This is a genomic window from Streptomyces sp. NPDC101166 (assembly GCF_044768125.1).
GTDB lineage: Bacteria > Actinomycetota > Actinomycetes > Streptomycetales > Streptomycetaceae > Streptomyces.
Map to the genome: position 1 here is coordinate 240,089 of NZ_JBIWPF010000012.1, position 26,447 is coordinate 266,535.

Below are 26,447 nucleotides of genomic sequence, written 5' to 3' on the forward strand. Positions count from 1 at the left end.
AGTGCCTGCGCCTAGGCTGTCGCCATGTCCCCCGTTTCCGTGGTCCGTGGTTCCGTGCGCTCTGCCGCCGAGGTGAACGAGCAGATTCGTGCGCTGTGGCAGCGCACGGGCGGCACCCTGTCGCCACAGGACCGGTCCGAGTACGAGCTGCTGGTCGTCGAGTGGGCGACGGCCGTGCGGGGCCACGTCGTCAGGGCGGCATAGCGGGACGATCCCGTTGTGCGGGCGCGCGCGACGCCGATCGCGGCACCGCCCGCGCGGTCAGCGTCGGACCTGGTGGAGGCGGCCCCGCCGGGCAGGTGCGCGCCGCCCTGATCGCTGGTTAAAGTCGTTTCGCCATGACTGGTTGTGGGGACAACCGATTGGCTTCGGCTGTCGAGTACGGGGAGGGCCCGCAGCACATGAGTCGTCGCTCCACTGGTTTCGTCGGCGTCTGGGCCGAGATGCAACGGCAGCAGCAACGCCAACTGGACGCCGAAGCCAGGCGGCGACGACTTCAGGAGCAGCAGGCGCGCGCCTACCAGCGGCGGGCCGCCCAGAGCCACCGCGAGTACCGGCAGGCGGAGGCGCTGCGGCGCACGGAGGAACTGGACGCACAAGTCGCCTCCCTGCAAGGGCTTCTCGTCGCGGGCTGCCAGGCCCCTCCCTTCCGGGCCTCCTCCCTGCTGCGGCTGGAGGACGTACAGCCTTTCTCCCCGGGTACGCTGGCGCACCCCGTGCCCATGCCGGAGTTCCACCACTACCAGGCGCAGGGCGGCTGGAGCGCGAGTCGCCGGGCGCAGGCCCAGGCCGACGCGCAGGCGCGCTTCGAGCACGACTGGCGCGCCGCCCAGGCCGCGGAGGCCGAGAGGCAGCGTCAACTGGCCTCCTACCAGCGGGAGTACCAGGAGTGGGCCGACGCCCGCCGGGCCGAGGTGCGACGGCACAACGCCGGCGTCACCGCGATCACCGAAGGGGTGCGGCGCGGCGACCCCGAGTCCGTCGTCGAGTACTTCTCGGCCGCGCTGTACGCCTCGACCGCGTGGCCCGAGGCCTTTCCGCGCCAGGTCGCGGCGGCCTACGATCCGGCGGCCCGGCAACTGGTGCTCGACTGGGAGCTGCCCCCGTACACGGTCGTCCCCGAGACCAAGTCCGTCCGGTACACGGCGGCGACCGACCAGGACAAGGAGACGCCCCGCCCGGTGAGTCAGCGGCGCGCGCTCTACCGGGAGGTGCTGGCGCAGTGCGTGCTGCTCGTCCTGCACGAGCTCTTCGCCGCCGACGAACAGGGCGCGCTCGAGTCGGTGGCCCTGAACGGGTTCGTGGACGGGCACGATCCGACGACGGGCCGCCCCGGCCCCATCTTCCTCGCGACCGTCATGGCCGCGCGCTCCTCCTTCCGCGACCTGCATCTGGCTCAGGTGGACGCCGGCAGCTGCCTGGCCGACGCGCTGCGCGGACAGCTCTCGGCCCGGCCGGACCAGCTCACACCCGTACGGCCGGGCCGCCGGCCTCAGGAGGTCGGCAATCCCGTGGTCGCCCACGGGGGCGGCGAGGAGCCGGATCTGTTCGCGATGGATCCGATCGCCTTCGAGGGCCTGGTGGCCGACCTCTTCCGTGCGATGGGCATGCAGGCGGTGACCACCCAGCGCTCGGGCGACGGCGGCGTGGACGTCGACGCGCTGGATCCGACGCCGATACGGGGCGGCAAGATCGTCGTACAGGTGAAGCGCTACCGGAACACCGTGCCGCCCACCGCCGTGCGCGACCTGTACGGGACGGTGCAGGACACCGGCGCCAACAAGGGCGTGCTCGTGACGACTTCGGGCTTCGGGCCCGGCTCGCACACCTTCGCCAACGGCAAGCCGCTGGAACTTATCTCGGGAGCGGAGCTCGTCGACCTGCTGCATCGTCATGGACTGAGCGGGCGACTGGGAGACGGGGCCCGGCAGGCCGACGCACAGCCGTCCCCTTCACCGCCGGACGCTCGACTGCCGCCCGACTACAACATCCTGGGCATGTCGTGGACCGGACACGTCTCCCTGGACGTGTGCGCCCTCGTCTGCCGCGGCAATAGCGTTCTCAGCGACGACCACTTCGTCTTCTTCAACAACCCCGCGACGCCGGACGGTTCGGTGCGCGCGCTGCCGGCCACGGCGCCCGACAAGGCCGCGATCTGCGTCTCCTTCGAGGGGTTGCCGGCCGAGGCCGACCGGTTCGTGCTCGTGGCCGCCATCGACCCCGAGGTCAGCCCGGACGCCGACCTCTCCGGCTTCACCGACGCCCGTATCCGCCTCCTCGACCCCGCCCTGAGCGAGCTCGGGCAACTCGAGGTCTCCGACGGCCGGCCACGCGAGACGGCCCTGGTCCTGGGCTCCTTCCGCCGCAGGGCGAACGGCGACTGGGACTTCGTCCTGGGCGGCAAGGGCTACACGGGCGGCCTGGAGGACCTCGTGCGGGACTTCGGCATCGAGGTGGAGTGACGAACCCGGGCGCTGCCTCAGTGACCGCGCTCCGTGCTGCGCGTCCACAGTGAGAGGTCGCTGCTCGTCGCGACGGCGAGGGTCTGCCCGGCCGGCGAGAAGCCCACGGCTCGCAGCTCGGAGTGGTCGCAATGGAAGATGTGCCACCAGTCGCCACCGTGCCGACCGGCGTGAGGCAGACCGCCGTCGCGGGAGAGTAGGACCCGTTCGTGCGGCCAGGCGGGGACGACGGCCTCCACGGTCCACCCGTCCGCAGTCGTGGTGTGCAGCCCGCCCCCGTAGAGCCCGGCGATGTGCACCCTTCTCCCGGCGATGGGGCCCAGGCCGGGGCACGAGAGGTCGGCCGCCGTGTCAGGGGTGCTGTCCTCGGGGGCGGGGTCCCGGTCCCGGGCGATCTTCTCCCCCGTGACGGCGTCGAACAGACCGTGACCGTCGTGCGAGACGACCATCACCACGTCGTGGCCGGTGCCGGGGTGCGAGGCGAATCCGATTCCGAGAAGTCCGCCCACCGCCAGGACCACGACCCGACGCCAGGGCTCGGGCGCCGCCAGCACAGGGGCGGCGAGGAGCCGGTTGCGCATCTCCCGCTGGTACGGGGAAAGCCCCGGCTCAGGGTTCGGCCGGCCGGCCGAGGCCTTCTTCCCCATCCACTTCGCCACCCGGCCATGATCCCCGATCACGAGGGTTTCCCCCAGTGGATTCGGCCGGGGCCGTCACGCGGAGGCCACCACCTCGCCGGCCATGACCTGGGGCGGGTTGGGGAGCAGAGCCGCGAGGTTGTCCCGTACGAAATCCGCGGCCTTCGAGATCGATTCCTCGGCGCCGGCCCGGTCCTGGAAGACGCTGGTGGAGACCATCACTCCGTCACCGACGTCGATCCAGTAGTAGGCCACGAAGCCTGAGACCTGCTGCATGAGCGGCACGAACCCCTCGTTCACGAGCCGCGCCGCCTCGGCGGCATCGGTCACCCCTTCGTACCTCCGCACTGCTGCGTACATTCCCACTCTCCTCACGGCAATCAGCGTTCGTCCTCTGCTGAGACGCCGTACCCCTGCGACGGCCGGCCCGCCCACGAGGCGTGCGGCAATCACCTGAAGGGCCGCCTCGGCTGATCCGAACGGCCCCAGGTGTGCGAGCGCCCTCCGTCTACAGGGCGCCGTTGGGGGCGAACGTCCAGGCGGCGTGGCTGCCGGGGCCGACGGTCAGGGTGGAACGGCCGAGCTGCTCCACGTGCCGGGCCTTCACGGGGCCGTTGAGCGACATGTCGACCCGCCGCAGCCCCGCTTGCTCGCGCGGTACGACGTCGAGGCGGATCGTGGTGCCGCCGTGCTCCGCGACGACGCCGCCGCCCGGCAGGGTCCGGACGGCGAACCCGCCGGCCCGCAGCAGCGGCACTGTGTCGGCCAGGTCGCCCTCGGTGACGGCGAGGTGCACGGCGGTCACGTCACGCATCAGATGGGTGCGGTAGTCGTCGGAGAGGTAGCGCTCCCTGCCGACGTCACCGGGGAAGCTCGCCGGCTCGGTGTTGCCGCGGGGGTCGGCGAAGTACTCCGGCCGGTACTCCATCGCCCAGGCGCCGAAGGCGTCGTACGCGGTGGTGGTGACGACGGCGTCGAACCACGGCACGGGCACCCCGTCACCGAAGTCCCGGGTCTGGAGGAAGGCGACGGGTTCGGGGACACCCTCGCTCTTCAGCCGCTCGGTGACCGTCGCCATGTCTCCCGCCCGCTCGGTCGACAGGCCCAGCCCGGCGGAGCCGAGGGTGCCGTCCTGGCCGGCGATGTCACCGACTCCCAACAGCTCCAAGTACGTCTCACGGCCCATCAGATAGCGGCCTCCAGGTCTGTCCGCCCGCGCCGCTCGTGGTGCGGACCAGGAAGTTGGCGAAGTCCCGCAGATACGCGGAGTGTTCGATGGCGTCGGCGGTCTCCCGGTCGAGGACCCCGTAGGAGTGGTTGTAGAACAACAACTGCCGTTCGTACGAAGGACTTTCCTCCTCGGCCTGTGCCGTCCCCACACCGCCCCCGATCGCTCCGGAGAGGGCCACCGCGAGCACGACGATCATCCGTAATGTCCGGCGAATCAGCATGCCAGCGATCGTAAGGCGGTCAGGTCGCCGCTGTGGTCCTTTTCGGACGAGCGAGGCGAGCGTTCGTTCGAACCGCACAGCCGCAGGGTGATCGAAAATCGGTGGCCCGCTGAGCCTTCGGGGCCGAAAACTGTGCGTCATGGAACAACCGCAGCGCGGGATCCGCGCGCTCCACACGGCGTCCACGATCACCGTCTACCAGGCCTACACCCCCGGGATCGGAGTCCCCGCCGCCCGCCACGGCCGCTTTCCCGCCACGTGGCGGCGGAACCGCATGACATGGATCAAGCCCAGCTTTTTGTGGATGATGTACCGCTCCGACTGGGGCACCGGTGCGGGGCAGGAGACCGTTCTCGCCGTCGAGATCACTCGCGACGGTTTCGACTGGGCGCTGCGCCACTCCTGTCTGTCGAGCTACGTTCCCGCTCTGCACCCCGATCGCGGCGCCTGGCAGCGGGAACTCAAAACGGCGACGACCCGGGTCCAGTGGGATCCCGAACGCGACCTGAACTCGCGTCCTCTGCCGTACCGGTCGCTGCAACTCGGGCTATCCGGCGAGGCGTCGGCGCGGTACGCCGACGAATGGACCGTGTCCATCAGCGACGTGACTCCACTCGCCCGGGAGATCCGCGCACTCGTCGACCGCGGCGATCAGGATGCCGCGAGGCGGTTGCTTCCGCAGGAACAGCCCTACCCCGCCGGCGACGAACTTCTCGCCCACCTGCGGCCCTGAGCGGCGCGCACGGCAGCCGCCCGGTCGCCGGCGGACGTCACGACGGGACGGCCGCGCCCTCGGGCGACTCGTCGGGCTCCGGCTCCTGCGGGGGCTCCGTGAGCTGTTCGCGGACGTAGTTCCAGGCCACCGCGACCAGTGCGGCGACCGGTACCGCGAGGAAGCTGCCCACGATGCCGGCCAGGCTGCCGCCCAGTGTCACCGCGAGGAGGACCACCGCGGCGTGGAGGCCGAGGCCTCGGCTCTGGATCATGGGCTGGAAGACGTTGCCCTCCAGTTGCTGCACCACGACGATGATCGCCAGCACGATCAGCGCGTCCGTCAGGCCGTTGGAGACCAGTGCGATGAGCACCGCGACGAAGCCGGCGAACAGCGCGCCCACGATGGGCACGAACGCCGAGACGAAGGTCAGCACCGCCAGCGGCAGCACCAGCGGCACCTTGAGGATCCACAGGCCGAGGCCGATGAGGACGGCGTCCAGCAGTCCGACGACCGCCTGGGAGCGCACGAACGCGCCCAGGGTGTCCCAGCTGCGCTCGGCCACGGTCGGGACGTCGGTGGCGAGCCGGCCGGGGAGCTGACGGGCCAGCCACGGCAGGAAGCGCGGGCCGTCCTTGAGGAAGAAGAACATCAGGAACAGCGCCAGCACGGCCGTGATGACCCCGTTGACGACGGTGCTCACCCCGGTGACGACGGCGGTGACCGCGCTGCCCATCCCCTCCTGGGCCCGTGCGACCGCGCTGTCGAGGGCCTTGGTGATCTCGGCGTCGTCGATGTTCAACGGCGGTCCGGCCGCCCACTCGCGCAGCTTCTGCATGCCTTCCACCACGCCGTCGGTCAGGTCGCCGGACTGTGACGCCACCGGCACCGCGATCAGCGCCACGACGCCCACGGTGACGAGCAGGAACAGCAGCGTCACGGTGGCCGCGGCCAGGGCGGGCGGCCAGCCGCGCCGGCGCAGGAAGCGGGTCGGCGGCCAGGTCAGCGTCGTCAGGAGCAGGCCGACCACGAGCGGCCACACCACGGACCAGGTCCGCCCGAGCAGCCACAGGGCGACCGCGAGCATCACGAGGACCAGCAGCAGGTCGACGGATATGCGCGCGGACGCGCGGAGCGCGGCGCGCGTCTTGGTGGGGCTCAGCGTGGCAGGCATGGGGTCACCCTATGTGCAGCCGTGCCAAGGACCATCCCCCGCACAGCCCTTGGCTCCGCGCGGCCCATGCCCAACACTCGGGTCATGACGCAGCGTGTGGAGCTCGCGACCGTGATGGACCGGCTGGCCGTCGACGGACTGATCACCGAGTACGCGGCAGCGGTCGACGACGGGGACTGGGCGGCGTACCGGGAGTTGTTCACCTCGGACGGCCGGGCCGACTACCGTTCCGCCGGCGGGATCGAGGGGGATGCCGGGAAGGTGGCCGCGTGGCTCGCGGAGAGCATGCGGCTGTTCTCCATGCGGCAGCACCTGATCGTGAACCGCCGTCTGAGGTTCGAGACCCTGGAGCAGGACCGTGGCGACACCGCCCACGTCCTGGCCGACTACCTCAATCCCATGCGGCTGGCGGGAGACGCCGCCCGCTCCGACGACACGGATTGCGATGCCTCTTCCGGTCCGCCCGACTTCGTCTGCGGCGGCCGCTACTCCTTCGCCCTGTTGCGGACGGACGACGGCTGGCGGCTGCGCGAGGTGGTCGTGGCGGAGAAGTGGCGCCGCGCTCCGCGGCCGTCCGGGAGCCGGCCGGGTCCGACGGCCCCGGAGTGACCGACGCCATCTGGTCGGAGATCGTCCGGGGCGCGCACACTGGAGCCGTCAGTGGGTAGGGAGGTGCCGTATGAAGACGTTCGGTCCCTGGCTCACCTCCCCCTGGCGGCGTTCCGCTCTCGCGGCTCTGGCCGGCGCGCTGCCCGTGCCGGCGTTCCCGGCGCCCGCCCTGTGGTGGTGGGCGTGGTTCGCACTGGTCCCGTGGCTCCTGCTCGTGCGCTCGGCCCCGACGGGCAAACGGGCGGCGTACGACGGCTGGTGCGGTGGATTCGGGTTCATGCTGGCCATGCATCTGTGGCTGCTGCCGTTCCTGCACGTCTTCATCTTCCTGCTGGCGGCGCTGCTCGGTGCTTTGTGGGCGCCGTGGGGCTGGCTGGTGCGCCGGTTCCTCGGCGGTGTGCCCTCGCGGGGGCGGGCGGCGGCCGCGCTCGCCGTGCTGCCCTCGGGCTGGCTCGCCGTGGAGCTGGTCCGCTCCTGGCAGGCGCTCGGCGGGCCGTGGGGCGTGCTCGGGTCGAGTCAGTGGCAGGTGGAGCCGGCGTTGCGGCTGGCGTCCGTGGGCGGGGTGTGGCTGCTCAGTTTCCTGGTGGTGGCCGTGAACGTGGCGGTGGCCGTGCTCGTCGCGGTGCCGGCGCACCGGTTGCCCGCCGTGGCGGGGCTCGCGGCGACGGCCGCCGCGGCGTCCGCCGCGTGGGTGTGGTCTCCGCGGCCGGACGGGACCGGGCGGGTGGCCCGGATCGCCGTGGTGCAGCCGGGTGTGATCGACGGCCCGGACCGCCGTTTCGACCGGGAGGAACAGCTGACGCGCAAGCTCGCCGGGCAGGACGTGGACCTGGTGGTCTGGGGTGAGAGCAGCGTCGGCTACGACCTCGACGGCCGGCCCGATCTGGCGCGCCGGCTGGCTGAGCTGTCCCGTGCGACCGGTGCCGACATCCTGGTCAACGTGGACGCCCGCCGCTCGAACGTGCCCGGCATCTACAAGAGCTCGCTCCTGATCGGCCCGGACGGCCCGACCGGCGACCGGTACGACAAGATGCGGCTGGTGCCCTTCGGCGAGTACATCCCGGCCCGTTCTCTGCTCGGCTGGGCTTCCTCGGTGGGCAAGGCGGCCGGTGAGGACCGTCGGCGGGGCTCCAGGCAGGTCGTGATGGACGCGGGGCGGGGGCTGCGGATCGGGCCGATGGTGTGCTTCGAGACGGCGTTCCCCGACATGAGCCGGCATCTGGCAGGGGACGGCGCGGACGTGCTGGTCGCCCAGTCGTCGACGTCGACGTTCCAGGAGAGCTGGGCGCCCGCGCAGCACGCTTCGCTGGGCGCCCTGCGCGCGGCGGAGACCGGGCGGCCGTTCGTGCACGCGACGCTGACGGGCGTGTCCGCCGTGTACGACGCGAACGGCCGGCCGGTGGGATCGTGGCTGGGGACGGACGCGAGTTCGACGGCCGTCCACGAGGTGCCGCTCGCGGACGGCGTCACCCCGTACACCCGCTTCGGCGACTGGACGGCCCACGCGGCGCTGCTGGTCCTCGGGGCGGCGGTCGTCCGGGAGGGGACCGGGGCGGTCAGGCGGCGCCGGAAAGCTCCCGCACCGCCCGCACCACCCGCTCGCACAGTTCGTGAGTCGCCAGTGCGTCCCGGGCGCTGAGCACCTTGCCGGCGCGCACGGCGTCGAGGAAGGCCAGCATGGCTTGTTCGATGCCGCGCTGCCGGGCGACGGGCACCCAGTCGCCGCGCCGGCGCAGGGTCGGCTGGCCCTTGTGGTCGATCACCTCGGCGAGGTTGACGACCTGCCGCTTGGTGTCCTGCCCGGAGACCTCCAGGATCTCCTCGTTGGACCCGCTGAGCCGGTTCATCACCCCGAGCGCGGTGAAGCCGTCGCCGGCGAGCTGGAGGACGACGTGGTGCAGCAGGCCGTCCTGGACGCGGGCCCGCACGGTCACGTCGTCGACCGGCCCGGGCACGAGGAAGCGGAGGGTGTCGACGACGTGGATGAAGTCGTCGAGGATCATCGTGCGTGGTTCCTCGGGCAGTCCGGCCCGGTTCTTCTGCAGGATGATCAGCTCGCGCGGATGGTCGGCGCACTGGGCGTACCCGGGGGCGTACCGCCGGTTGAAGCCGACGGCGAGGCTCGCGCCGCGCTCTTCCGCGAGGGTCACGAGCCGCTCGGAGTCGGCGAGTTCGTACGCCAGCGGCTTGTCGACGTAGGTGGGGACGCCCGCGTCCAGCAGCCGGGCGACGATCTCGGGGTGGACGGCGGTCGGCGCGTGCACGAAGGCGGCGTCGAGGCCCTGGGCGAGGAGCGCGTCGAGGTCCCGGTGCCGGTGTCCGGCGGGGAGCCGGAGGGTGTCGGCGACCTGCTCCAGGGTGGCCGGGGTGCGGGTCTGGAGGTGGAGTTCGATCCCCGGCAGTGTGCCGAGCACCGGCAGGTAGGCCTTGCGCGCGATGTCACCGAGTCCGATGCAGCCGACCTTCACGGGGGACTCCTTCACTGCTCGTCCGCGCCCTGCGTGTCCTGCTTGTCCGTGCCTGCCTGCACCGCAGCATACGGGGCCTGTGGGGGCCGCCAGCCGGCGATCCCGTCGAAGCCGCGCAGGACGAGGCCGGGGGCGGCCTTCGACATCGCGACGAGCACGCCGTCGCGGACGGTCGTCACCGCGCGGCCGCGCGCCATGTTCAGGCGGGCGACCCGCACGGCCCGGCGGGTGATCGTCGTCGTCCGGGGCAGCCGGGCGGCCGTGTAGGCGGCGAGGTCGTCGCCGTGGTGGGCGAGGACGATCGCGTCCTCGACGGCCTGGTTGCCGCCCTGGCCGAGCGTGGGCGGCATGGCGTGCGCGGCGTCGCCGAGGAGGGCGACCCGGCCGCGGTGGTGGGCGGGCAGCGGCCGCGCCAGGTGGTGGACGTCGTGGCGCAGGACGTCCTCGGGGCGGGTGGCCGCAAGGACGGCCGGCACCGGGTGGTGCCAGTCGCCGAAGAGGCGCAGGAGTTCGGCCTTCTCGTCGTCGGGCGCGTGTCCGCCGGCGGGCGTCATGGCGGCGGCGTAGGCGTACACGCGGCCGTCCTTGAGGGGGTGGGTGCCCCAGATGCGGCCCCTCCCCCAGGTCTCGTGCGAGGCGAACCGGGCGCCGGGCACGGGGATCACGACCCGCCAGGTGGTGAATCCGGAGTAGACGGGGCCGGGGTGGTCGGGGAAGAGGGCGCGGCGTACGGCGGAGTGGATGCCGTCGGCTGCGACCACCAGGTCGGCTTCCAGGTCCCCGTCAGGGGTGGTCACGCGGGCGGGGCGGCCGGAGGCGCCCGTGTCACCGGGGTCGACGAGGGTGCCGGGCGTGCCGGTGCGGACGGCGTCCGTGGGGAGCAGGGCGGCGAGGGTGTCGATGAGCGTGGCGCGGTGCAGCAGGACCAGGGGGCCGCCGAAGCGGGCGGCCGCCGTGTCCGCGTCGGAGCGGGAGAGCCAGCGTCCGCCGGGGGCGCGCAGGCCTCCGTCGCCCTGCCAGGCGGCGAGGTCGCGGATCCGGTCGCCGATGCCGATGACGTCGAGGGCGCGCAGGGCGTTGGGGGCGAGGGAGATGGCGGCGCCGACGGGGGCGAGGGAGGCGGCCCGTTCCAGGACGGTGACCCGCCAGCCGCCGCGGTGCAGGGCCGCGGCGGCGGTGAGACCGCCGATGCCGCCCCCGATGACGACCGCCCGTCCCGGCTGCTCCTGGCTGTGCGCCATGACTCCTCCTGGTTTCACCCCAGCGCACTACACCCGTAGTGCGCCCATGCCTCGACTGTACTACGGGCGTAGTGAACGGGGTAGGTTGACCGTCATGTCCGTACGTCCCGCCCCAGACGCCTCGCGCGCCGAACTCGTCGCCGACACCGCCCTCGCCCTGCTCGCCGAACGCGGGACGCGCGGCCTCACCCATCGGGCCGTCGACGAGGCGGCCGGGCTCCCTCTGGGCTCCACCTCCAATGTCGCCCGCACCCGTCAGGCGTTGCTGGAGCTGGCGGTACGCCGGCTCGCCGACCGTGAGGCCCGGACGCTGGCCCTGCACGAGCTGCCGGATCCGAGGGCCGGCCGGCGGCCCGTGGTGGACGCGCTCGCGCTGGCGACCCACCGGGCGCTCACCCGCGACCGCGAGCTGACGCTGGCCCGCTACGAACTGGCCTTGGAGGCCACGCGCCGCCCTGAGCTGCGGTCCCATTTCGACGCGGCGGGAGCCCGATTCCGTGAGCAGCTCGCCGCCCTGGTCGCGGCGTTGGGCTCGACGTCCCCGGAGCGGCATGTGCTGTCGCTGGTCGCCTGGGCGGACGGGCTGATGTTCTCCTGCGTGGCCGGGTCGTTCGGGGCGCGGACGCCGAGCCTGGAGGAGGTGCGCGCGGGGCTGTCGGAGCTGCTGGCGGGAATGCTGGGCGCCTGAGGGGCCGGGCGCGACGGTGGTGCGGTGACTGAAAAGGCGTGGTGGTCGGGGGCCGGCTGGGCGATCATGCGGTCATGACGACGACGCAGCGCACCGAACCCGCCCAGAACGCCGACGAACGCACCATGCTGGAAGGCTGGTTGGAGTACCACCGGCAGACCCTGGCCTGGAAGTGCGAGGGGCTCACCGACGCCCAGTTGCGCACCGCGTCCGCGCCGCCGTCCGAGCTGTCCCTGCTGGGGCTGGTGCGGCACATGGCGGAGGTGGAACGCGGCTGGTTCCGCGAGGTCCTCGTGGGTGAGGACGCCGAGCCGATCTACTTCAGCGACGAGGACCGGGACGGCGAGTTCCATCTCACCGAGGCGGACAGCTGGGAGGAGGCCCACGCCACCTGGCAGACCGAGATGGAGATCGCCCGGCGCAACGCGGCCGGCTTCCAGCTGGACGACCTGTCCCGCGGGAAGAGCCGGCACAGCGGCGAGCCGTTCAACCTGCGCTGGATCTACACGCACATGATCGAGGAGTACGCCCGGCACAACGGTCATGCCGACCTGCTGCGCGAGCGCATCGACGGCGCGACCGGCGACTGACGCCGTAGCCCAGGCGGGGGGGGCGGCCGGCGCGGCTACAGCAGGTCGTCCGAGGCGCCCTCGCCCAGCCGCAGTTCCATGCGGCTGATCGCCGCCCGCACGCCGTCGCCGTAGCTGTCGTCGCCGAGCACGCCGGCCGTGCGGCGGGCCCGGCGGATGTGGCTGCGGGCGGCCTCGGAGCGTCCCAGCTCGGCGTAGTCCGCCGCCAGGTTGAGGTGGAGGGAGGGGAACAGCGCCCGCACCTCCACCGAGGCGTCCGGGTCCTCCGCCGCCGTCAGCGCCCGCAGGTCCCAGGCCAGTTCGTCGAAGGGGTCGTCCTGGGTGTCGGCCAGGTAGTGGGCGAGGGTGCAGCGGTGCAGCGGGTCGCCCCCCTCGCCGAGTTCGGTCCACAGATCGAGGAGACGGCGCCGGGCCTCCTCCCGGTCTCCCCCGTGGTGCAGCATCACGACCTGCCCGATCCGTGTGAGCAGGGAGTCCGGCGTCGCCTGCCCCTGTCGATGCTCCGCCACCGCGCCTCCCTGGACCTGTTGCGAGGACGTCGGGGCCGGTGCGATGCGTCCGCCTGCTCCACGACGCGACGAATCTAGCTCCCGGCGGTGGCAATACCGGTCAGGCGGCACCGGGCCGGCCCGGGTGGAACCGGCCCGAGGGCGGTCAGCCGAGGTCCGGGACGGTCCAGTCGATCGGCTCGTGACCCTGCCGGGCCACCGCCTCGTTGATCTGGGTGAACGGGCGGGAGCCGAAGAACTTCTTCGCCGACAGCGGGGAGGGGTGCGCGCCCTTGACCACGATGTGCCGGCTCTCGTCGATCAACGGCAGCTTCTTCTGCGCGTAGTTGCCCCACAGGACGAAGACGGCCGGGTCGGGCCGGCCGGCCACGGCGCGGATCACCGCGTCGGTGAACTTCTCCCAGCCCTTGCCCTTGTGGGAGTTCGCCTCACCGGAGCGGACGGTGAGGACCGCGTTGAGCAGCAGCACGCCCTGCTCCGCCCACGGCATCAGGTAGCCGTTGTCGGGGATCGGCGTGCCCAGCTCCTCGTGCATCTCCTTGTAGATGTTGCGCAGCGACGGGGGGACTTTGACGCCCGGCCGCACCGAGAAGCACAGGCCGTGCCCCTGGCCCTCGCCGTGGTACGGGTCCTGACCGAGGACCAGCACCTTCACCCGGTCGTACGGCGTCGCGTCGAGCGCGGCGAAGACCTCCTCGCGCGGAGGGTAGACGGGGCCCTTCGCTCGCTCCTCCTCGACGAACTCCGTCAGCTCCTTGAAGTAGGGCTGCTGAAGCTCGTCGCCCAGCACCCCGCGCCAGGACTCGGGCAGCATGGCGATGTCGGTCACGTCAACGTCCTCCGTTGTGCGGTCGCTTCCAGGCCTCAGAACCTACAGGCGACCACTGACAACGCCCCTGCCCGGTCCGCTCACCAGCTGGTCTTGCGGTACAGCTCGCCCACCATCATGATCGTCGACGGGTCCAGGGACCGTTCGCCGCCGGAGATGTCCTCGTTCGCCGCGAGGTACTGCTTGCCCTGCCAGAGCGGGAGCAGCCGCGCCTCGTCGACGAAGATCTGCTGCGCCCTCTCGAAGTCCTTGACCACGTTGGCGCGGTCGCTCTCCTGCCGGGAGCGCGGCAGCAGCACCTGGGTGATCTCCTTCTCCGGGTACGGCGTGCCGAGGGCGTTCTGCTCGCCGACGAACGGGGCGATGAAGTTGTCCGCGTCGGGGAAGTCCGGGGACCAGCCGCGGCCGAAGACCGGGTACTCGCCGTTCTGGTAGCCGAGGACGTAGGTGTTCCAGGGGCGGCTCTTGAGGGTGATCCGGAACAGGCCGGACGCCTCCAGCTGCGCCTTGATCTCCTTGAACTCCAGGGCGGTGTCGGAGCCGTAGCGGTCGGTGGTGTACCAGAGGGTGAGCGGGACGGGCGTGGTGATGTCGGCGTCCGCCAGGATCCGCCGGGCCTTGGCCGCGTCGGGTTTGCCGAAGTCGTCGAAGAAGCCGGTGCTGTGGCCGGTCAGGCCCTTGGGGACCATGGAGTACAGCGGGTCCACGGTGTCCTTGTAGACCTTGTGGGCGATGGCGGGCCGGTCGATGACCTGGGCTATGGCCCGGCGCACGGGCAGCCGGTCGGCCCACTTGTCCTTGGGGTTGAACACCAGGTAGTTGATGTTGCTGGCGGCGCCCTCGACGAGCTGGAGACCGCCCGTGTCGCCCTCGCTCTCCAGGGCGACGATGTCGTCGGCGGCGAGTCCCTGGTAGGTGATGTCGATCTGCTTCTTGCGCAGGGCCGCCACCATGTCGCCGGAGTCCTGGAAGTAGCGGATGGTCACGGCGTCGTTCTTGAGGTCGGCGTAGCCCTTGTAGTTGTCGTTGCGGACGAGTTTCGCCTGTCTTCCGCCTTCGTAGCCCTCCAGCCGGTACGGCCCGGAGCCGACGATGCCGTCTTCCTTGCGCAGGGCGTTCGCGGGGTAGTCGTCGGGGTCGACGATCGAGCCGGCCGGGGTGGCGAGCACGAACGGGAAGGTGGCGTCGGCCTTGTTGAGCTGGAAGACGATCACGTTGTCGCCGCTGACGGTGACCTGGTCGAGGCTGCCCAGCAGACCGGCGGGGCCGGTGGGGGCGTTGATGGCCTTGATCCGGTCGATCGAGTGCTTGACGGCCTTCGCGTCGAGCTTGTCGCCGTTGGAGAAGGTGAGGCCCTCGCGCAGTTCGCAGCGGTAGGTGCGGCTGGAGGCGTCGGTGAAGCGACAGCTCTTGGCAGCGTCGGGCTGGGGCGTGGTCGAGCCGTAGGGGTAGGCGAGCAGCGTCTGGTAGACGTTCCGGAACAGCTCCCAGGAGCCGTCCCAGGCGGCGGCGGGGTCCAGTGTGCTGGGGGCGCTGGTGGTGCCCACGACGATCGGTCCGGCGTCGTCGGAGCTTTCCTCTCCCAGGAGACTGCATCCGGTCACCAGGGATATGGACACGATCGCCGCGACCCGCTGCAAGGATCGGTTCCGGTTGAACACGCGCACGCTCCTCGATCTGCCATGCCAAGGGTTGGCAGACCATACCGCAGGCCTCCGCCGCGTGGGCGGCGGAGGTGGGGCGGTCCGGACGACGCCAGCGGTGACGACGTTGTCACGGTGCGCGCGGCGGCCCGGGCGCCGCGCGGGCGCCCGGACGCGTGCGTGGGTCAGCCGACGCCGGCGTTGAGGAAGATGCCTCCGTCGACGACGAGGGTCTGGCCGGTGATCCAGGCCGACTGCTCGGAGGTGAGGAACGCGGTGGTGCCTCCGATGTCGGAGGGCACGCCGAGCCGGGCCAGCGGGTAGGCGGCGGCCGCCTCCGCCTCCCGGCCCTCGTACAGGGCCTGGGCGAACTTGGTCTTCACCACGGCCGGGGCGATCGCGTTGACCCGCACCTTCGGCGCGAACTCGTGCGCCAGCTGCATGGTCAGGTTGATCATCGCGGCCTTGCTGACGCCGTACGCGCCGATGAAGGGCGAGGCCGACAGCCCGGCCACGGAGGCGATGTTGACGATCGTGCCGCCGTTGTCCTTCTGCCAGGCGTGCCAGGTGCGCTGGGCGAAGCCGAGGGCGGAGACCACGTTGGTCTCGAAGACCTTGCGCGCCACGTCCAGGTCGAGGTCGGCGATCGGGCCGAAGACCGGGTTGGTGCCGGCGTTGTTGACGAGGTGGTCGACGCGACCGAAGGCCTCCATGGTGCGTTCGACGGCGGCGGCCTGGTGCTCCACGTCGTGGGCCTTGCCGGCGACGCCGATGACGCGGTCGGCGCCGAGCTTGTCGACGGCTTCCTTGAGCGCGTCCTCGTTGCGTCCGGTGATGCAGACGCGGTCGCCTCGGGCGACGAGGGCCTCGGCGACGCCGTAGCCGATGCCGCGGCTGGCGCCCGTGACGAGGGCGACCTGGCCGGAGAGTGCGGGCAGTTCAGTCATTTCGTGATCCCCAGTGCTTTCTGGTGGCCTCAGAGGCTCTCTTAGAGCTGCGGACAAAAGTGGAGTCCGATCAGCTCGCGGTGTCTGGTGCGTGCGATCGCAAGGCGCCGGAAGCTCCTCGTAGCGGAGCTACTGGGAGCTTCCGGCAACGCGGCGAGCGTGCGTGCCAGACGCCGCGAGCCGGGCTCCACATTTGTTCGGAGCTCTTAGTCGAGCGGTCCGCCGGCGACGTACAGCACCTGGCCGGAGACGAAGCCCGCAGCCTCGTTCGTGAAGAAGGCGATCGCGTTGGCGATGTCGTCGGGCTCGCCGACGCGGGCCACGGGGATCTGGGTGGCGGCGGCGGCCTTGAACTCCTCGAAGCCCATGCCGACGCGGGCGGCGGTCGCCGCGGTCATGTCGGTGGCGATGAAGCCGGGGGCGACCGCGTTGGCGGTGATGCCGAACTTGCCCAGCTCGATGGCGAGGGTCTTGGTGAAGCCCTGCAGACCGGCCTTGGCGGCGGAGTAGTTGGCCTGGCCGCGGTTGCCGAGCGCCGACGACGAGGACAGGTTGACGACCCGGCCGAACCCGGCGTCGACCATGTGCTTCTGGACGGCCTTGGTCATCAGGAACGAGCCGCGCAGGTGCACGCCCAGGACGGTGTCCCAGTCGGAGACGCTCATCTTGAACAGCAGGTTGTCGCGGAGCACGCCCGCGTTGTTGACGAGGATCGTCGGAGCGCCGAGCTCCTCGACCACACGGGCGACCGCGGCCTCGACCTGGGCCTCGTCGGAGACGTCGGCGCCGATCGCGACGGCCTTGCCGCCCGCGGCGGTGATCTTCTCGACGGTGTCCTTGCAGGCGGCCTCGTCGAGGTCGATCACCGCGACGGCGCGGCCCTCGGCGGCCAGCCGGACGGCGGTGGCCGCGCCGATGCCGCGCGCCGCGCCGGTGACTACTGCGACCCGCTGCTCAGTGGTGGACATTGCTGCTACTCCTCGGGTGAGCGACCGCTTAGTACCTTCAGTACGACGTGACGCTAGAAGCCCTGGCACGCGGTGTCAACGGCATCCGCGTCCGTGTGATCCATTACCTGACGAGCAGGTTCAGCAACCGTTCGGTCTCGGCCACCGGGTCGGCGGTGAGCCCGGTGTGCACGGGGCCCGGCTGGACGACCGTCGAACGGGGCGCGATCAGCCACCGGAAGCGCCGCCCCGCGTCGTCGCGCGCCGCCTGCCCCGCCGCCTCGCCGCCGGCGCAGACGCCTTCGACGGCGCGCAGCGCGGCCCGGACGCCGGCCACGTCGGCGTCCGCGTCGAGGGCGAGCAGCCGCGCCTCGTCGAGATGGGTGCGCGCGCCGACGTAGGACCGGGCGCGGCAGTAGACGAGCACCCCCGCGTTGATGCACTCGCCGCGCTCCACGCGGGGGACGACACGCAGCAGGGCGTACTCGTAGACGTCACGGTCGCCGGCCTGGCCGGGCCTGATGAAGTGGCGGTCGTCGCTCACTCGGTCCCCTTGATGCGTTCGTGGATGACGGCGGCGCGCGCGAGCAGGGGCGCCGCGTAGGCGTCGCGGAGCGCGTCCGGGGAGTCGAAGCCGGGCTCGTCGGCGAGCCAGGCGTCGGGGATCTCGGCGGTGACCTCGGCGAGCAGTTCGGCGGTGACGCGCGGGGCGAGTTCGGCGGCCGCGGCGGCGACATCCGGCCGGAAGGGAGTGAGCGCGTGGTCGGATGCGTCGTAGGGGCGGGCCGCGGACGCCTGTGCGGAGGGCCAGTTGTGGTGCCAGATCATGGTGGCGCCGTGGTCGATGAGCCACAGTTCGCCGCGGTGGAACAGCATGTTGGGGTTGCGCCAGGAGCGGTCGACGTTGTTGGTCAGCGCGTCGAACCAGACGATCCGGCCCGCCTCCTCGCGGCTCACGGGGAAGGCGAGCGGATCGAAGCCGAGGGCCCCGGAGAGGAACTCCATGCCGAGGTTGGCGCCGCCGCTGGAGCGCAGCAACTCCTGTACCTGCTGGTCGGGTTCACCGAGTCCCAGCACGGGGTCGAGCGTGACGGCGACCAGCGGGGGGACCCGCAGGCCCAGCCGGCGGGCGAGTTCGCCGCAGACGACCTCCGCGACGAGCGTCTTGCGGCCCTGGCCGGCGCCGCTGAACTTGATGACGTAGGTCCCGTGGTCGTCGGCCTCGACGAGCCCCGGCAGCGAGCCGCCCTCACGCAACGGCGTGATGAAGCGGGTCGCGGTGACCTCTCTCAGCATGTTCCTCAGGCTCCCCACCCATGTGGCCGTCGGCGGTGCGCCGATGACCGTGCGACGGTTGCTCCCGGCGTCCGGAGTCGAATGAGCATAGTAACCGAGCGTGATCGCCCGGCGGGCGTCGCGGCGGGCGGTGGTGACGCCTCAGCCGGCGGCGGGACGGCCGCCCTGCGACCGGCTCGCCGCCAGGCCCCGGATCTCCTTGCGGAAGTCGAGCGGCGAACGCCCCGTGCGCTGCGAGAAGTACTTGCTGAACTGGGAAGGCGTGACGAAGCCGAGGCGGTCCGAGATCTGCGCCGCGCTCTCGTCGCCGTGCGCCAGCAGACGTTTGGCCTCCAGCACGACCCGGCGGTCGATGAACTCCTTCGCGCCGAGCCCGGCGCCGGCCAGCGTCGCACGGGCGAGGGTCCGGCCCGAGTAGCCGAGCATCTGGGCGTAGTCCTCCACCCGCCGGGTGACGGTGAAGCGCCGTTCGACCGCGTCCCGGAAGCGCAGGTAGGTCTCGTCCGGCTCCGGGGCGGGGCCGCCGGCCGGGACGGTGAGATGGGCCAGCCGCAGCAGGAGGACGGCGAGGAGGTGGCGCAGGGCGGCGATGTGCACGTCGAGCGGCAGCTGTCCGAGCGCCCGGAACTCGCGGCTCAGGTGCTCCGCGGCCAGGGACACCGCCTCGGCGTCGGCGTCGACGGGGGTGGTGACGACCGGCGCGTGCGGATCGTCGACCCGGGCGGACGTCGCCGTCGCCGGGTCCAGCACGTCCTGCCGGAAGAGGATCAGAGTGCCCTCGGCCGCGGTGAGATCGCCCCACTGATGCGCCTGCCCCGGGCGAACCCACAGCCAGGAGCCCGGACGCAGTGCGTGTCCGTCGAAGTCGACGACGTGCCACAGGTCGCCCTCGGTGAGCGTGAGCAGATGGTGGAAGTCGGGGCGCTGGGGCCGGGCCAGGTCGTGCTCGCGGACGCGCCGCCGCAGCTCGGCCAGCGACATCACCTCGACACCGGCGGGAGTGCCCGCGGGCGCGGCGAACGGGACCTCCGGGATGTCCCGCGGGGAACCCTGTCGGGTTTTGGCCATCATCAGTCGGAAGTTTATCCGGTTTCCTCCCCTCGTGATTCGTAGGTTGGCTGTGCCGCCGCGGAAACGGAAGGTCTCGCTGGCGGAAACCGGAAAGGTCACGCCATGTCCGAGATGCATGAGAAACCCGAGGTCCCCGAGGCGGCGGCCCCGGCGATCGCCGTCACCGGCTCCACCGGCCGGCTCGGCGGGCGCGTCGCACGGCGACTCGCGGAACGGGGCGTCCCGCAGCAACTGGTGGTCCGCAGCCCGGAACGGGCGCCGCGGCTCCCCGGCGCGGTCGCGGTGCGCGGCGACTACGCCGACCGGGACGCCGTACGGGAGGCCCTCGCCGGCGTGCGCACCGTCTTCATGGTCTCCGCCTCGGAGAGCGCCGACCGGCTCGCCCAGCACAAGGCGTTCGTGGACGCCGCCGCTCAGGCGGGTGTCCGTCACCTGGTGTACCTCTCCTTCCACGGCGCGGCGCCCGACGCCACCTTCACCCTGGCGCGCGACCACTTCCACACGGAGCAGCACATCCGCGCGAGCGGTCTGGCGTACACGTTCCTCCGGGACAACTTCTACGCGGAGTTCGTCCCCGATCTCGTCGGTGAGGACGGTGTCATCCGCGGCCCGGCCGGGCACGGACGCGCCGCGTTCGTCGGCCAAGACGACGTCGCCGACGCGGCCGCCGCGGTGCTGTCGCGGCCGGACGACCACGCGGGTGTGGCGTACGACCTGACCGGGCCCGACTCCCTCACGCTGGACGAAGCCGCCGTGATCCTTTCCGAACGGCTCGGACGCCCCGTCGCCTACCGCCAGGAGACGGTCGAGGAGGCCTACGCCTCCCGCTCGTCCTACGGCGTCCCGCAGTGGCAGCTGGACGCCTGGGTGTCCACGTACACGGCCATCGCGTCCGGCGAGCTCGACGGGGTCAGCGACGCGGTGCCCCGACTGACCGGCCGTCCCGCCACGCCTCTCGCCGACGTCGTCCGCGCCGCGCGGCACTGACCCACGCCGCCGGCCGGACCTCGGAACGCCAGAGTGTCGCTTTTTGAACATGGACGGTCGCCGTTCGCCGCGGTCGGCCCGGTGCCGTCGACCTAGTTTGAACACGTCGCCGCTCGATCGGCGGCCCCGTCGCACAGATTCACTCCACCACGAGGAAGACAGTCATGAGCATCGCGAAGAGCACCGTCCTGAAGGCCACCGCCGAACTGTTCGGCGCCAAGGATCCCTCTGCCGTCGACCGCTGGGTGGCCGCGGACTACCAGCAGCACAGCGCCCTCGCCGCCGACGGGCCCGAGGCCCTCCGCGAGCTCGTCGCAGGGCTGGGCGAGGACTTCCGCTACGAGGGCGCCCGGGTCGTCGCGGACGGCGACCTGGTCGCCCTGCACGGCACCTACCACGGTTTCGGTCCGGTCCCGCTCGTCGGGTTCGACATCTTCCGGGTCGACGCAGACGGCAAGCTGGCCGAGCACTGGGACGCCCTGACCCCGCTGGTCGAGGACACCGTCTCCGGCCGCTCCCAGACCGACGGCCCCACCGAGGTCACGGAGACCGGCGCGACCGACGCCAACCGTGCGCTGGTGGCCGAGTTCGCCGAGAAGGTCCTCCTCGGCGCGGACTACTCGGTGCTCACCGACTACATCTCGACCGAGACCTACCACCAGCACAACACCGATGCGGCCGACGGCCTCGACGGCTTCGGGGCGGCCGCGGCCAAGTGGGCCGGGCAGGGCAGGAACCTCTTCTACAAGAAGGTCCACAAGGTCATCGCCGAGGGCGAGTTCGTCCTGACGCAGTCCGAGGGCGAGTTCGGCGTGCCCGTCGCCTACTACGACCTCTTCCGGGTCGCGGACGGCAAGATCGTCGAGCACTGGGACGTCGTCGCCCCGATTCCGGCCGAACTGCCGCACGGCAACGGCCTGTTCTGACCGAACCAGCGTCGGGCTCCCGTTCACCGCCCGATGTAGGTTGCCGCCATGAGCGGTGACTGGCGCAAGGACCGGATCGGGGCAGCGCTGAGGGGGGAGAATCCGACCGTGCTGCGGCGGACGGCGGCGGGGTTCGCGGTGATCGGGGATGTCCAGTTCCTGCCGGGCTACTCGGTTCTGCTCGTGGACGAACCGGGTGTGCAGCGGCTCTCGGACCTGCCGCGACCGAAGCGGCTGTCGTTCCTGTCGGACATGGAGCGTCTCGGTGAGGCGGTGGAGCTCGCCTGCCGACGCCTGGATCCGGCTTTCAGGCGGGTCAACCTGGAGATCCTCGGGAACAAGGACCCGTTCCTGCACGCACATGTCTGGCCGCGGTTCGAATGGGAGCCGGGCGACGTCGTGAGCGCTCCGGTGTGGCTCTACCCGCGTGAGCGGTGGAGTGACGAGCGGTTCCGGCTCGGTTCGCGGCATGACGTGCTGCGCGAGGCGATCGGCGGCGAACTGGACCGGCTGAGTTCGACGACCTGATGAATCCGAACGCCCCCCAGGTCCGGAATACACCCGAGAGGGAGTACGCGGCCGGCCGGAGGGAGCAGCGATGTCAGGGGTGTCACGGGACGGGTCGGACGGTGACGTCCGGCGGGGGCGGCGGCGTACGGCCGTCGTCGGCAGCGGGGTCGCCGGCCTGACCGCCGCGTACGTCCTCGCCCGCGCCCACGACGTCACGCTCTACGAGGCCGACGACCGGCTCGGCGGTCACGCCCACACGCACGAGCTGACCTCGCGGGACGGCGCACGGAGGCATGTCGACTCCGGCTTCATCGTGCACAACCGCCGCACCTATCCCAAGCTCCTGCGCCTGTTCGGCGAGCTCGGCGTCGCCACCCAGGAGTCGGAGATGAGCATGTCGGTGCGGTGCGAGGGGTGCGGCCTGGAGTACGCGGGCGCCCGCGGGCCGGCGGGTCTGTTCGCCCGGCCGGGCAACGCCCTGCGCGGAGCGTATCTGCGGATGCTCGCCGAGGTCCCCGTCTTCCACCGGGCGGCCCGCAGGCACCTCGCCCGGCGGGACGAAAGCGCCACGACACTGGGCGAGTTCCTCGACCGGCAGGGCTTCTCGCCTTATTTCCGCGCCCACTTCATGACCCCGGTGGTGTCGGCGGTCTGGTCCTGCGACGCCGCCACCGCCCGACGCTACCCGGCCGCCTACCTGTTCCGCTTCCTGGAGCACCACGGCATGCTCTCCGTGAGCGGCTCCCCCACCTGGCGCACCGTCACGGGCGGCTCGCGCGCCTATGTCGAGCGGGTGGCGGACCGGCTGCACGCGGTGCGCACGGCGACGCCGGTCCGGGCGGTGCGGCGGCACCCCGACGGCGTCGACGTCACGACGCACGCCGGCGCCACGGAGTCGTACGACGCCGTGGTGGTCGCCACCCACCCCGACCAGGCGCTGAGTCTGCTGGCCGACGCCACCCCGCTGGAGAAGGACGTGCTGGGCGCGTTCCGCTACTCGCGCAACACGACGCTCCTGCACACCGACACCGCGCTGCTGCCCCGCTCCCGGGGCGCCCGCGCCTCGTGGAACTACCTGATGCCGTCGTGCGAGGCCGGCGCCGACCGGGTGCGGGTCAGCTACGACATGAACCGTCTGCAACGGCTCGACGCACCCGAGCGCTACGTCGTCTCCCTGGGCGCGCAGGACCGGGTGGACCCGCAGCGGGTGCTCGCCCGCATGGTGTACGAACACCCCGTCTACACGCCCGAGTCGGTCGCCGCGCAGCAGCGGCTGCCCGAACTGAACAGCTCCGTCACCGCGTTCGCGGGCGCCTACCACGGCTGGGGCTTCCACGAGGACGGCTGCCGCTCCGGTGTGACGGCCGCCGCGGCGCTGGGGGTGCGCTGGTGAGCTCCGCGTCCGCTCTGTACCCGTGCACGATCACCCACGTGCGATCCGCGCCCCTGCGGTACGCGCTGCGCCACCGCACCTACATGTGGCTGATCGACCCCGACCGCCCGCCCCGACTTCCGCGCCTGGTCAGGCCGTTGGCGCGCTTCGACCCGCGCGACCACTTCACCGGCGACCAACCGTCCCTGCGCGCGGGGCTGGACGCGTTCCTCGCCTCCCAGGGGGTGCGCCTCGAGGGCGGCCCGGTCGTCATGCTCACCCACGCGCGCGTGCTCGGCCATGTGTTCAACCCGCTCACCCTGTACTGGTGCCACGGCCCCGACGGTTCCGCGCGCTGTGTGGTCGCCGAGGTCCACAACACCTACGGCGGGCGCCACTGCTACCTGCTGCGCCCGGACGCGTCCGGGACGGCGATCGCCGACAAGGAGTTCTACGTCTCCCCCTTCTTCCCGGTCGACGGCCGCTACCGCATGCGACTGCCCCGCCCGCAGGACCGGCTCGACCTGACCGTGCACCTGGAGCGGGAAGGCGGCAGGCCCTTCACCGCCACCGTGCGAGGGGTTCGGCGCGAGGTGTCCGCGGGCGCCGTGCTGCGTCTGGCGGTGCGCCGTCCCTGGTCGACGCTCGCCGTGTCGGCCGCCATCCGGCTGCACGGCGTCCGCCTGTATCTGCGGGGACTGCCGGTGCAGCCCCGCCCCGCTCCCGTGTCCGCCCCTGAAGGCCCCGATCCCGACCAGCGAGACCGCCGCGAGAACCCGGAGAACGCCGCATGAGGACCGCCGACCCCCGACCCGCCCCCGCGGGGCGGACCGTGACCGCGCGTCCGCGCGCCTTCGCCGTCGACCGGGCGCGCTGGCCCGACGTTGCCGTGCCGCCGGACGCCTCGTGGGCCCGGACCGCGGTCACCGCGGCCGTCGTACGCCGTGCCCTGCGCGATCTGCCCCTGCACGTGCGCTTCCCGGACGGCTCCTCGATCGGCGCGGGCGGCCCCGTCATGGACGTCCGCGACGCGAAGGCTTTCCACGCCAGGATCGGCAGCCAGGGCACGGTCGGCTTCGGCGAGTCGTACATGGCCGGCGAGTGGGACGCGCCCGACCTCGTCGCCGTCCTCACGGTGCTCGCCGGGAACGCGGCCCGGCTGATCCCCCGCCCCCTGCAACGGCTGCGCGGTCTGTGGGCGCTGCGCCGGCCGGACTCCGAGCGCAACACCCCCGGTGGGGCCCGCGACAACATCAGCCGCCACTACGACCTGTCCAACGACCTCTTCGCCCTCTTCCTGGACGACACGCTCACCTACTCGGCGGCCCTCTTCGACGGCCTCCCCGCCGCCTGGGACCTGCTGCCCACCGCCCAGCACCGCAAGATCGACCGACTGCTCGACCTGGCGGACGTGCGCGAGGGGACGCGGCTGCTGGAGATCGGCACCGGCTGGGGAGAACTGGCCATCCGCGCCGCCGCGCGCGGCGCGCACGTCACCTCGCTCACCCTGTCCCGGGAACAGCGCGACCTGGCGCTGGAGCGCGTCGCCGCGGCGGGCCTCACCGACCGGGTCCGCGTCGAGCTGCGCGACTACCGCGAAGCGCGCGGCGCGTACGACGCCGTCGTGAGCGTCGAGATGGTGGAGGCCGTGGGTGCGGAGTTCTGGCCGGTCTACTTCGGCGCGCTGGACGACCTGCTGGTCCCCGGCGGCAAGGTCGCCCTCCAGGCCATCACCATGCCGCACGACCGCATGCTGGCCTCCCGCGACACCTTCACCTGGATCCAGAAGTACGTCTTCCCCGGGGGGCTGCTGCCTTCCGTGGAGGCGGTGGCGGAGACGGTCCGCGACCACACCGCGCTGCGCGTGGCCCGCCGGGACGCCTACGGCGAGCACTACGCCGAGACGCTGCGGCTGTGGCGGGAGCGGTTCGCCGACCGGGCGGACGACGTGGCCGCGCTCGGCTTCGACGCCACGTTCCGCCGTATGTGGACCTTCTACCTGGCCTACTCCGAGGCGGGCTTCCGCTCCGGATACCTCGACGTGCAGCAGTACCTGTTGACCAAGGAGGCCTCCCGATGACCTTCACCTGGGCGGCGTTCGCCGTCAATCTGGCCTGGGCGGCCGGCGCGGCTCTCGCCGTCATGCTGGTCACCTTCGCCGTCGCCGTGCGCAAGGGCGTCCACCGGATCGTCGACGCCGCCTGGGGGCTCGCCTTCACGGCGGTCGCGCTGGTGACCTTCGTGGCGTCCGCCGACCACGGCGACCTGGGCCGGCGCCTGCTGGTGACCGCGCTGACCGCGGTGTGGGGCGTGCGGCTGGCGGTGCACATCGCCCGGCGGGGGCGCGGGCACGGCGAGGACCCCCGCTACGAGGACCTGCTCGCCAAGGCGCCCGGCGACCGGAACCTGTACGCCCTGCGGAAGGTGTACCTGCTCCAGGGTGCGCTGGTGTGGCTCGTCTCGCTCCCCGTGCAGGCCGCGCAGTACGTCACCGGGCCCATGTCGGCGTGGGCCGTGGCAGGGACGCTACTGTGGGCGGTCGGTCTGTTCTTCGAAGCGGTCGGGGACGCCCAGCTCGCCCGTTTCAAGGCGGATACGGCGCACAAGGGCCGGATCATGGACCAGGGTCTGTGGCGCTACACGCGCCATCCCAACTACTTCGGCGACTTCTGCGTGTGGTGGGGTCTGTATCTGATCGCCTGCGACTCCGGCGCGGCGGCTGCCGTCACCGTCGTCTCCCCGGTGGTGATGAGCCTGCTGCTGACCAAGGGCAGCGGACAGCGGCTGCTCGAACGCCGGATGGCAAACCGTCCGGGCTACGCCGAGTACGCGGCCCGGACCAGCGGTTTCTTCCCGCGGCCGCCCAAGAGAACGGCGTCTCGTCCGAAGACCGGCGCGCGCCGCTGAGCCGGCGCGTTCCCTCCGGCTCAGGGTGGCGGATCGGGCGTCAGCTGTCGTACGGCGGTGACCCGGCGCAGCACCTCCTCGCGCATCGCCGGGCGGGGCGTCCGGGCCACCGCCATCCCCAGCCGGGCCGCGGTGGCCGCAAGCTCGGCGGTCTCCCGCGCGCAGCTCCCGCACTCGGCGAGGTGCCGCTCGAACGCCTCGCGTTCGTCGTCGGACAGGGCGTGCAGGGCGTAGGCGCCCGTCAGCATGTGAAGATCGGCGGCCGTCACGCCGTCACCCCGAGGGCCACCCGGTTCATCAGCCCCTGAAGGTCAGGTGACGCCGATGGGTCTCTGCCGATGTGTACGGCGTGTCTCACGTGGTCCTCCGGGGTCGGCACATCTCCGAACGTATTCCGATACCGGGGCGGTCGCGGATTGGTCCTTCTCCCATGAAATCCCGGACGACGTCAGACTGCTCGGGCGGCCGCG

General features: G+C 72.0%; 27 protein-coding genes and 2 pseudogenes. 14 read left to right on the forward strand and 15 right to left on the reverse strand.

Features of this window, described 5'->3' with window-relative positions; translation table 11 throughout:
* The first annotated feature begins 24 nt into the window (after nucleotides 1–24).
* The gene (locus tag ACIRS4_RS22610) at nucleotides 25–204 is read left to right on the forward strand and encodes a hypothetical protein (protein WP_404198771.1); all 180 of its coding nucleotides are present in this window, start codon (nucleotides 25–27) and stop codon (nucleotides 202–204) included.
* Between the two features lie 197 nt (nucleotides 205–401).
* On the forward strand, nucleotides 402–2,462 hold the full coding sequence (locus ACIRS4_RS22615) for a restriction endonuclease (protein ID WP_404198774.1): 2,061 nt from the start codon (nucleotides 402–404) through the stop codon (nucleotides 2,460–2,462).
* 17 nt (nucleotides 2,463–2,479) lie between these two features.
* Here ACIRS4_RS22615 and ACIRS4_RS22620 read toward each other — a convergent pair whose 3' ends face one another.
* The 3 genes and pseudogenes from ACIRS4_RS22620 to ACIRS4_RS22630 all read right to left on the reverse strand — a co-directional run bounded on the left by ACIRS4_RS22620 (nucleotide 2,480) and on the right by ACIRS4_RS22630 (nucleotide 4,527).
* A complete protein-coding gene (locus tag ACIRS4_RS22620) occupies nucleotides 2,480–3,109 on the reverse strand; it encodes a hypothetical protein (RefSeq protein WP_404198941.1) in 630 nt (209 codons plus the stop codon).
* A gap of 66 nt (nucleotides 3,110–3,175) precedes the next feature.
* Entirely contained in the window at nucleotides 3,176–3,460 is a 285-nt protein-coding gene (locus ACIRS4_RS22625) for a hypothetical protein (protein ID WP_404198778.1), read from the reverse strand.
* Nucleotides 3,461–3,608: 148 nt separating this feature from the next.
* A pseudogene (locus ACIRS4_RS22630) lies at nucleotides 3,609–4,527 on the reverse strand (DUF5829 family protein).
* 163 nt (nucleotides 4,528–4,690) lie between these two features.
* Between ACIRS4_RS22630 and ACIRS4_RS22635 the strand changes: the two are divergent.
* Entirely contained in the window at nucleotides 4,691–5,284 is a 594-nt protein-coding gene (locus ACIRS4_RS22635) for a DUF4291 domain-containing protein (RefSeq protein WP_404198780.1), read from the forward strand.
* A gap of 37 nt (nucleotides 5,285–5,321) precedes the next feature.
* On the opposite strand, the gene ACIRS4_RS22640 is transcribed toward ACIRS4_RS22635, so the two are convergent.
* Entirely contained in the window at nucleotides 5,322–6,437 is a 1,116-nt protein-coding gene (locus ACIRS4_RS22640; protein ID WP_404198783.1) for an AI-2E family transporter, read from the reverse strand.
* Nucleotides 6,438–6,521: 84 nt separating this feature from the next.
* On the opposite strand from ACIRS4_RS22640, the gene ACIRS4_RS22645 reads away from it, so the two are divergent.
* Nucleotides 6,522–7,046 carry a nuclear transport factor 2 family protein gene (locus tag ACIRS4_RS22645; RefSeq protein WP_404198785.1) on the forward strand — a complete coding sequence of 175 codons (525 nt, stop codon included), beginning with the start codon at nucleotides 6,522–6,524 and terminating at the stop codon, nucleotides 7,044–7,046.
* Between the two features lie 70 nt (nucleotides 7,047–7,116).
* On the forward strand, nucleotides 7,117–8,685 hold the full coding sequence (gene lnt / locus ACIRS4_RS22650; protein ID WP_404198788.1) for an apolipoprotein N-acyltransferase: 1,569 nt from the start codon (nucleotides 7,117–7,119) through the stop codon (nucleotides 8,683–8,685).
* Here lnt and ACIRS4_RS22655 read toward each other — a convergent pair.
* On the reverse strand, nucleotides 8,603–9,514 hold the full coding sequence (locus ACIRS4_RS22655) for a Gfo/Idh/MocA family protein (protein ID WP_404198791.1): 912 nt from the start codon (nucleotides 9,512–9,514) through the stop codon (nucleotides 8,603–8,605). The two genes, lnt and ACIRS4_RS22655, sit on opposite strands and share 83 nt — an antisense overlap.
* Before the next feature lie 11 nt (nucleotides 9,515–9,525).
* Nucleotides 9,526–10,755, reverse strand: a complete 1,230-nt coding sequence (locus tag ACIRS4_RS22660; protein ID WP_404198793.1) for an FAD-dependent monooxygenase — start codon at nucleotides 10,753–10,755, stop codon at nucleotides 9,526–9,528.
* Between the two features lie 94 nt (nucleotides 10,756–10,849).
* On the opposite strand from ACIRS4_RS22660, the gene ACIRS4_RS22665 reads away from it, so the two are divergent.
* Complete coding sequence (locus ACIRS4_RS22665; RefSeq protein WP_404198795.1) at nucleotides 10,850–11,443, forward strand: TetR/AcrR family transcriptional regulator; 594 nt, start codon at nucleotides 10,850–10,852, stop codon at nucleotides 11,441–11,443.
* A gap of 74 nt (nucleotides 11,444–11,517) precedes the next feature.
* On the forward strand, nucleotides 11,518–12,033 hold the full coding sequence (locus tag ACIRS4_RS22670; RefSeq protein ID WP_404198798.1) for a DinB family protein: 516 nt from the start codon (nucleotides 11,518–11,520) through the stop codon (nucleotides 12,031–12,033).
* A gap of 35 nt (nucleotides 12,034–12,068) precedes the next feature.
* Here the strand turns inward: ACIRS4_RS22670 and ACIRS4_RS22675 are convergent, their stop codons facing one another.
* From ACIRS4_RS22675 to ACIRS4_RS22710, 8 genes are all read right to left on the reverse strand, one after another.
* The gene (locus tag ACIRS4_RS22675) at nucleotides 12,069–12,542 is read right to left on the reverse strand and encodes a hypothetical protein (RefSeq protein ID WP_404198801.1); all 474 of its coding nucleotides are present in this window, start codon (nucleotides 12,540–12,542) and stop codon (nucleotides 12,069–12,071) included.
* A 145-nt stretch (nucleotides 12,543–12,687) separates the two neighbouring features.
* Nucleotides 12,688–13,371 carry a uracil-DNA glycosylase gene (gene ung / locus ACIRS4_RS22680; protein WP_404198803.1) on the reverse strand — a complete coding sequence of 228 codons (684 nt, stop codon included), beginning with the start codon at nucleotides 13,369–13,371 and terminating at the stop codon, nucleotides 12,688–12,690.
* Between the two features lie 80 nt (nucleotides 13,372–13,451).
* Nucleotides 13,452–15,032: an ABC transporter substrate-binding protein gene (locus ACIRS4_RS22685; protein WP_404198806.1), complete on the reverse strand. Its 1,581-nt coding sequence runs from the start codon at nucleotides 15,030–15,032 to the stop codon at nucleotides 13,452–13,454.
* Nucleotides 15,033–15,199: 167 nt separating this feature from the next.
* The gene (locus ACIRS4_RS22690; protein WP_404198809.1) at nucleotides 15,200–15,961 is read right to left on the reverse strand and encodes an SDR family oxidoreductase; all 762 of its coding nucleotides are present in this window, start codon (nucleotides 15,959–15,961) and stop codon (nucleotides 15,200–15,202) included.
* Between the two features lie 206 nt (nucleotides 15,962–16,167).
* Nucleotides 16,168–16,929 carry a 3-oxoacyl-ACP reductase FabG gene (gene fabG, locus ACIRS4_RS22695; RefSeq protein WP_130439745.1) on the reverse strand — a complete coding sequence of 254 codons (762 nt, stop codon included), beginning with the start codon at nucleotides 16,927–16,929 and terminating at the stop codon, nucleotides 16,168–16,170.
* Between the two features lie 103 nt (nucleotides 16,930–17,032).
* Nucleotides 17,033–17,452, reverse strand: coding sequence for a DUF3037 domain-containing protein (locus ACIRS4_RS22700; RefSeq protein WP_404198812.1), 420 nt, complete (start codon nucleotides 17,450–17,452; stop codon nucleotides 17,033–17,035).
* The gene (locus tag ACIRS4_RS22705; RefSeq protein WP_404198814.1) at nucleotides 17,449–18,204 is read right to left on the reverse strand and encodes a HipA family kinase; all 756 of its coding nucleotides are present in this window, start codon (nucleotides 18,202–18,204) and stop codon (nucleotides 17,449–17,451) included. The genes ACIRS4_RS22700 and ACIRS4_RS22705 overlap by 4 nt, the downstream gene beginning before the upstream one ends.
* 141 nt (nucleotides 18,205–18,345) lie before the next feature.
* Nucleotides 18,346–19,275 (reverse strand): helix-turn-helix domain-containing protein, encoded by a 930-nt coding sequence (locus tag ACIRS4_RS22710; protein WP_404198817.1) that lies wholly within the window; start codon nucleotides 19,273–19,275, stop codon nucleotides 18,346–18,348.
* Between the two features lie 102 nt (nucleotides 19,276–19,377).
* Here ACIRS4_RS22710 and ACIRS4_RS22715 point away from each other — a divergent pair, with 102 nt between their 5' ends.
* From ACIRS4_RS22715 to ACIRS4_RS22745, 7 genes are all read left to right on the forward strand, one after another.
* Nucleotides 19,378–20,262: an SDR family oxidoreductase gene (locus tag ACIRS4_RS22715; protein ID WP_404198820.1), complete on the forward strand. Its 885-nt coding sequence runs from the start codon at nucleotides 19,378–19,380 to the stop codon at nucleotides 20,260–20,262.
* Between the two features lie 164 nt (nucleotides 20,263–20,426).
* Nucleotides 20,427–21,188 carry a nuclear transport factor 2 family protein gene (locus ACIRS4_RS22720; protein ID WP_404198823.1) on the forward strand — a complete coding sequence of 254 codons (762 nt, stop codon included), beginning with the start codon at nucleotides 20,427–20,429 and terminating at the stop codon, nucleotides 21,186–21,188.
* Between the two features lie 48 nt (nucleotides 21,189–21,236).
* Entirely contained in the window at nucleotides 21,237–21,716 is a 480-nt protein-coding gene (locus ACIRS4_RS22725; protein ID WP_404198826.1) for a diadenosine tetraphosphate hydrolase, read from the forward strand.
* A 70-nt stretch (nucleotides 21,717–21,786) separates the two neighbouring features.
* Nucleotides 21,787–23,091: an NAD(P)/FAD-dependent oxidoreductase gene (locus ACIRS4_RS22730; RefSeq protein ID WP_404198828.1), complete on the forward strand. Its 1,305-nt coding sequence runs from the start codon at nucleotides 21,787–21,789 to the stop codon at nucleotides 23,089–23,091.
* Complete coding sequence (locus tag ACIRS4_RS22735; protein WP_404198831.1) at nucleotides 23,088–23,864, forward strand: DUF1365 domain-containing protein; 777 nt, start codon at nucleotides 23,088–23,090, stop codon at nucleotides 23,862–23,864. Before ACIRS4_RS22730 ends, ACIRS4_RS22735 begins: the two co-directional genes overlap by 4 nt.
* A complete protein-coding gene (locus ACIRS4_RS22740) occupies nucleotides 23,861–25,150 on the forward strand; it encodes a class I SAM-dependent methyltransferase (RefSeq protein WP_404198834.1) in 1,290 nt (429 codons plus the stop codon). Before ACIRS4_RS22735 ends, ACIRS4_RS22740 begins: the two co-directional genes overlap by 4 nt.
* Entirely contained in the window at nucleotides 25,147–25,977 is an 831-nt protein-coding gene (locus tag ACIRS4_RS22745; RefSeq protein WP_404198837.1) for a DUF1295 domain-containing protein, read from the forward strand. The genes ACIRS4_RS22740 and ACIRS4_RS22745 overlap by 4 nt, the downstream gene beginning before the upstream one ends.
* A 26-nt stretch (nucleotides 25,978–26,003) precedes the next feature.
* On the opposite strand, the pseudogene ACIRS4_RS22750 reads toward ACIRS4_RS22745, so the two are convergent.
* Nucleotides 26,004–26,246 (reverse strand): annotated as a pseudogene (locus tag ACIRS4_RS22750) (zf-HC2 domain-containing protein); the annotation flags it as partial.
* Nucleotides 26,247–26,447 lie beyond the last annotated feature (201 nt).

Excerpts from the sequence above, each read along its gene's own strand:
- ACIRS4_RS22610 (WP_404198771.1), top strand. The coding sequence starts at position 25 with ATGTCCCCCGTTTCCGTGGTCCGTGGTTCCGTGCGCTCTGCCGCCGAG.
- ACIRS4_RS22615 (WP_404198774.1), top strand. The coding sequence starts at position 402 with ATGAGTCGTCGCTCCACTGGTTTCGTCGGCGTCTGGGCCGAGATGCAA.
- ACIRS4_RS22620 (WP_404198941.1), bottom strand. The coding sequence starts at position 3,109 with ATGGGGAAGAAGGCCTCGGCCGGCCGGCCGAACCCTGAGCCGGGGCTT.
- ACIRS4_RS22625 (WP_404198778.1), bottom strand. The coding sequence starts at position 3,460 with ATGTACGCAGCAGTGCGGAGGTACGAAGGGGTGACCGATGCCGCCGAG.
- ACIRS4_RS22635 (WP_404198780.1), top strand. The coding sequence starts at position 4,691 with ATGGAACAACCGCAGCGCGGGATCCGCGCGCTCCACACGGCGTCCACG.
- ACIRS4_RS22640 (WP_404198783.1), bottom strand. The coding sequence starts at position 6,437 with ATGCCTGCCACGCTGAGCCCCACCAAGACGCGCGCCGCGCTCCGCGCG.
- ACIRS4_RS22645 (WP_404198785.1), top strand. The coding sequence starts at position 6,522 with ATGACGCAGCGTGTGGAGCTCGCGACCGTGATGGACCGGCTGGCCGTC.
- lnt (WP_404198788.1), top strand. The coding sequence starts at position 7,117 with ATGAAGACGTTCGGTCCCTGGCTCACCTCCCCCTGGCGGCGTTCCGCT.
- ACIRS4_RS22660 (WP_404198793.1), bottom strand. The coding sequence starts at position 10,755 with ATGGCGCACAGCCAGGAGCAGCCGGGACGGGCGGTCGTCATCGGGGGC.
- ACIRS4_RS22665 (WP_404198795.1), top strand. The coding sequence starts at position 10,850 with ATGTCCGTACGTCCCGCCCCAGACGCCTCGCGCGCCGAACTCGTCGCC.
- ACIRS4_RS22670 (WP_404198798.1), top strand. The coding sequence starts at position 11,518 with ATGACGACGACGCAGCGCACCGAACCCGCCCAGAACGCCGACGAACGC.
- ACIRS4_RS22690 (WP_404198809.1), bottom strand. The coding sequence starts at position 15,961 with ATGACTGAACTGCCCGCACTCTCCGGCCAGGTCGCCCTCGTCACGGGC.
- fabG (WP_130439745.1), bottom strand. The coding sequence starts at position 16,929 with ATGTCCACCACTGAGCAGCGGGTCGCAGTAGTCACCGGCGCGGCGCGC.
- ACIRS4_RS22705 (WP_404198814.1), bottom strand. The coding sequence starts at position 18,204 with ATGCTGAGAGAGGTCACCGCGACCCGCTTCATCACGCCGTTGCGTGAG.
- ACIRS4_RS22710 (WP_404198817.1), bottom strand. The coding sequence starts at position 19,275 with ATGATGGCCAAAACCCGACAGGGTTCCCCGCGGGACATCCCGGAGGTC.
- ACIRS4_RS22715 (WP_404198820.1), top strand. The coding sequence starts at position 19,378 with ATGTCCGAGATGCATGAGAAACCCGAGGTCCCCGAGGCGGCGGCCCCG.
- ACIRS4_RS22720 (WP_404198823.1), top strand. The coding sequence starts at position 20,427 with ATGAGCATCGCGAAGAGCACCGTCCTGAAGGCCACCGCCGAACTGTTC.
- ACIRS4_RS22725 (WP_404198826.1), top strand. The coding sequence starts at position 21,237 with ATGAGCGGTGACTGGCGCAAGGACCGGATCGGGGCAGCGCTGAGGGGG.
- ACIRS4_RS22730 (WP_404198828.1), top strand. The coding sequence starts at position 21,787 with ATGTCAGGGGTGTCACGGGACGGGTCGGACGGTGACGTCCGGCGGGGG.
- ACIRS4_RS22740 (WP_404198834.1), top strand. The coding sequence starts at position 23,861 with ATGAGGACCGCCGACCCCCGACCCGCCCCCGCGGGGCGGACCGTGACC.
- ACIRS4_RS22745 (WP_404198837.1), top strand. The coding sequence starts at position 25,147 with ATGACCTTCACCTGGGCGGCGTTCGCCGTCAATCTGGCCTGGGCGGCC.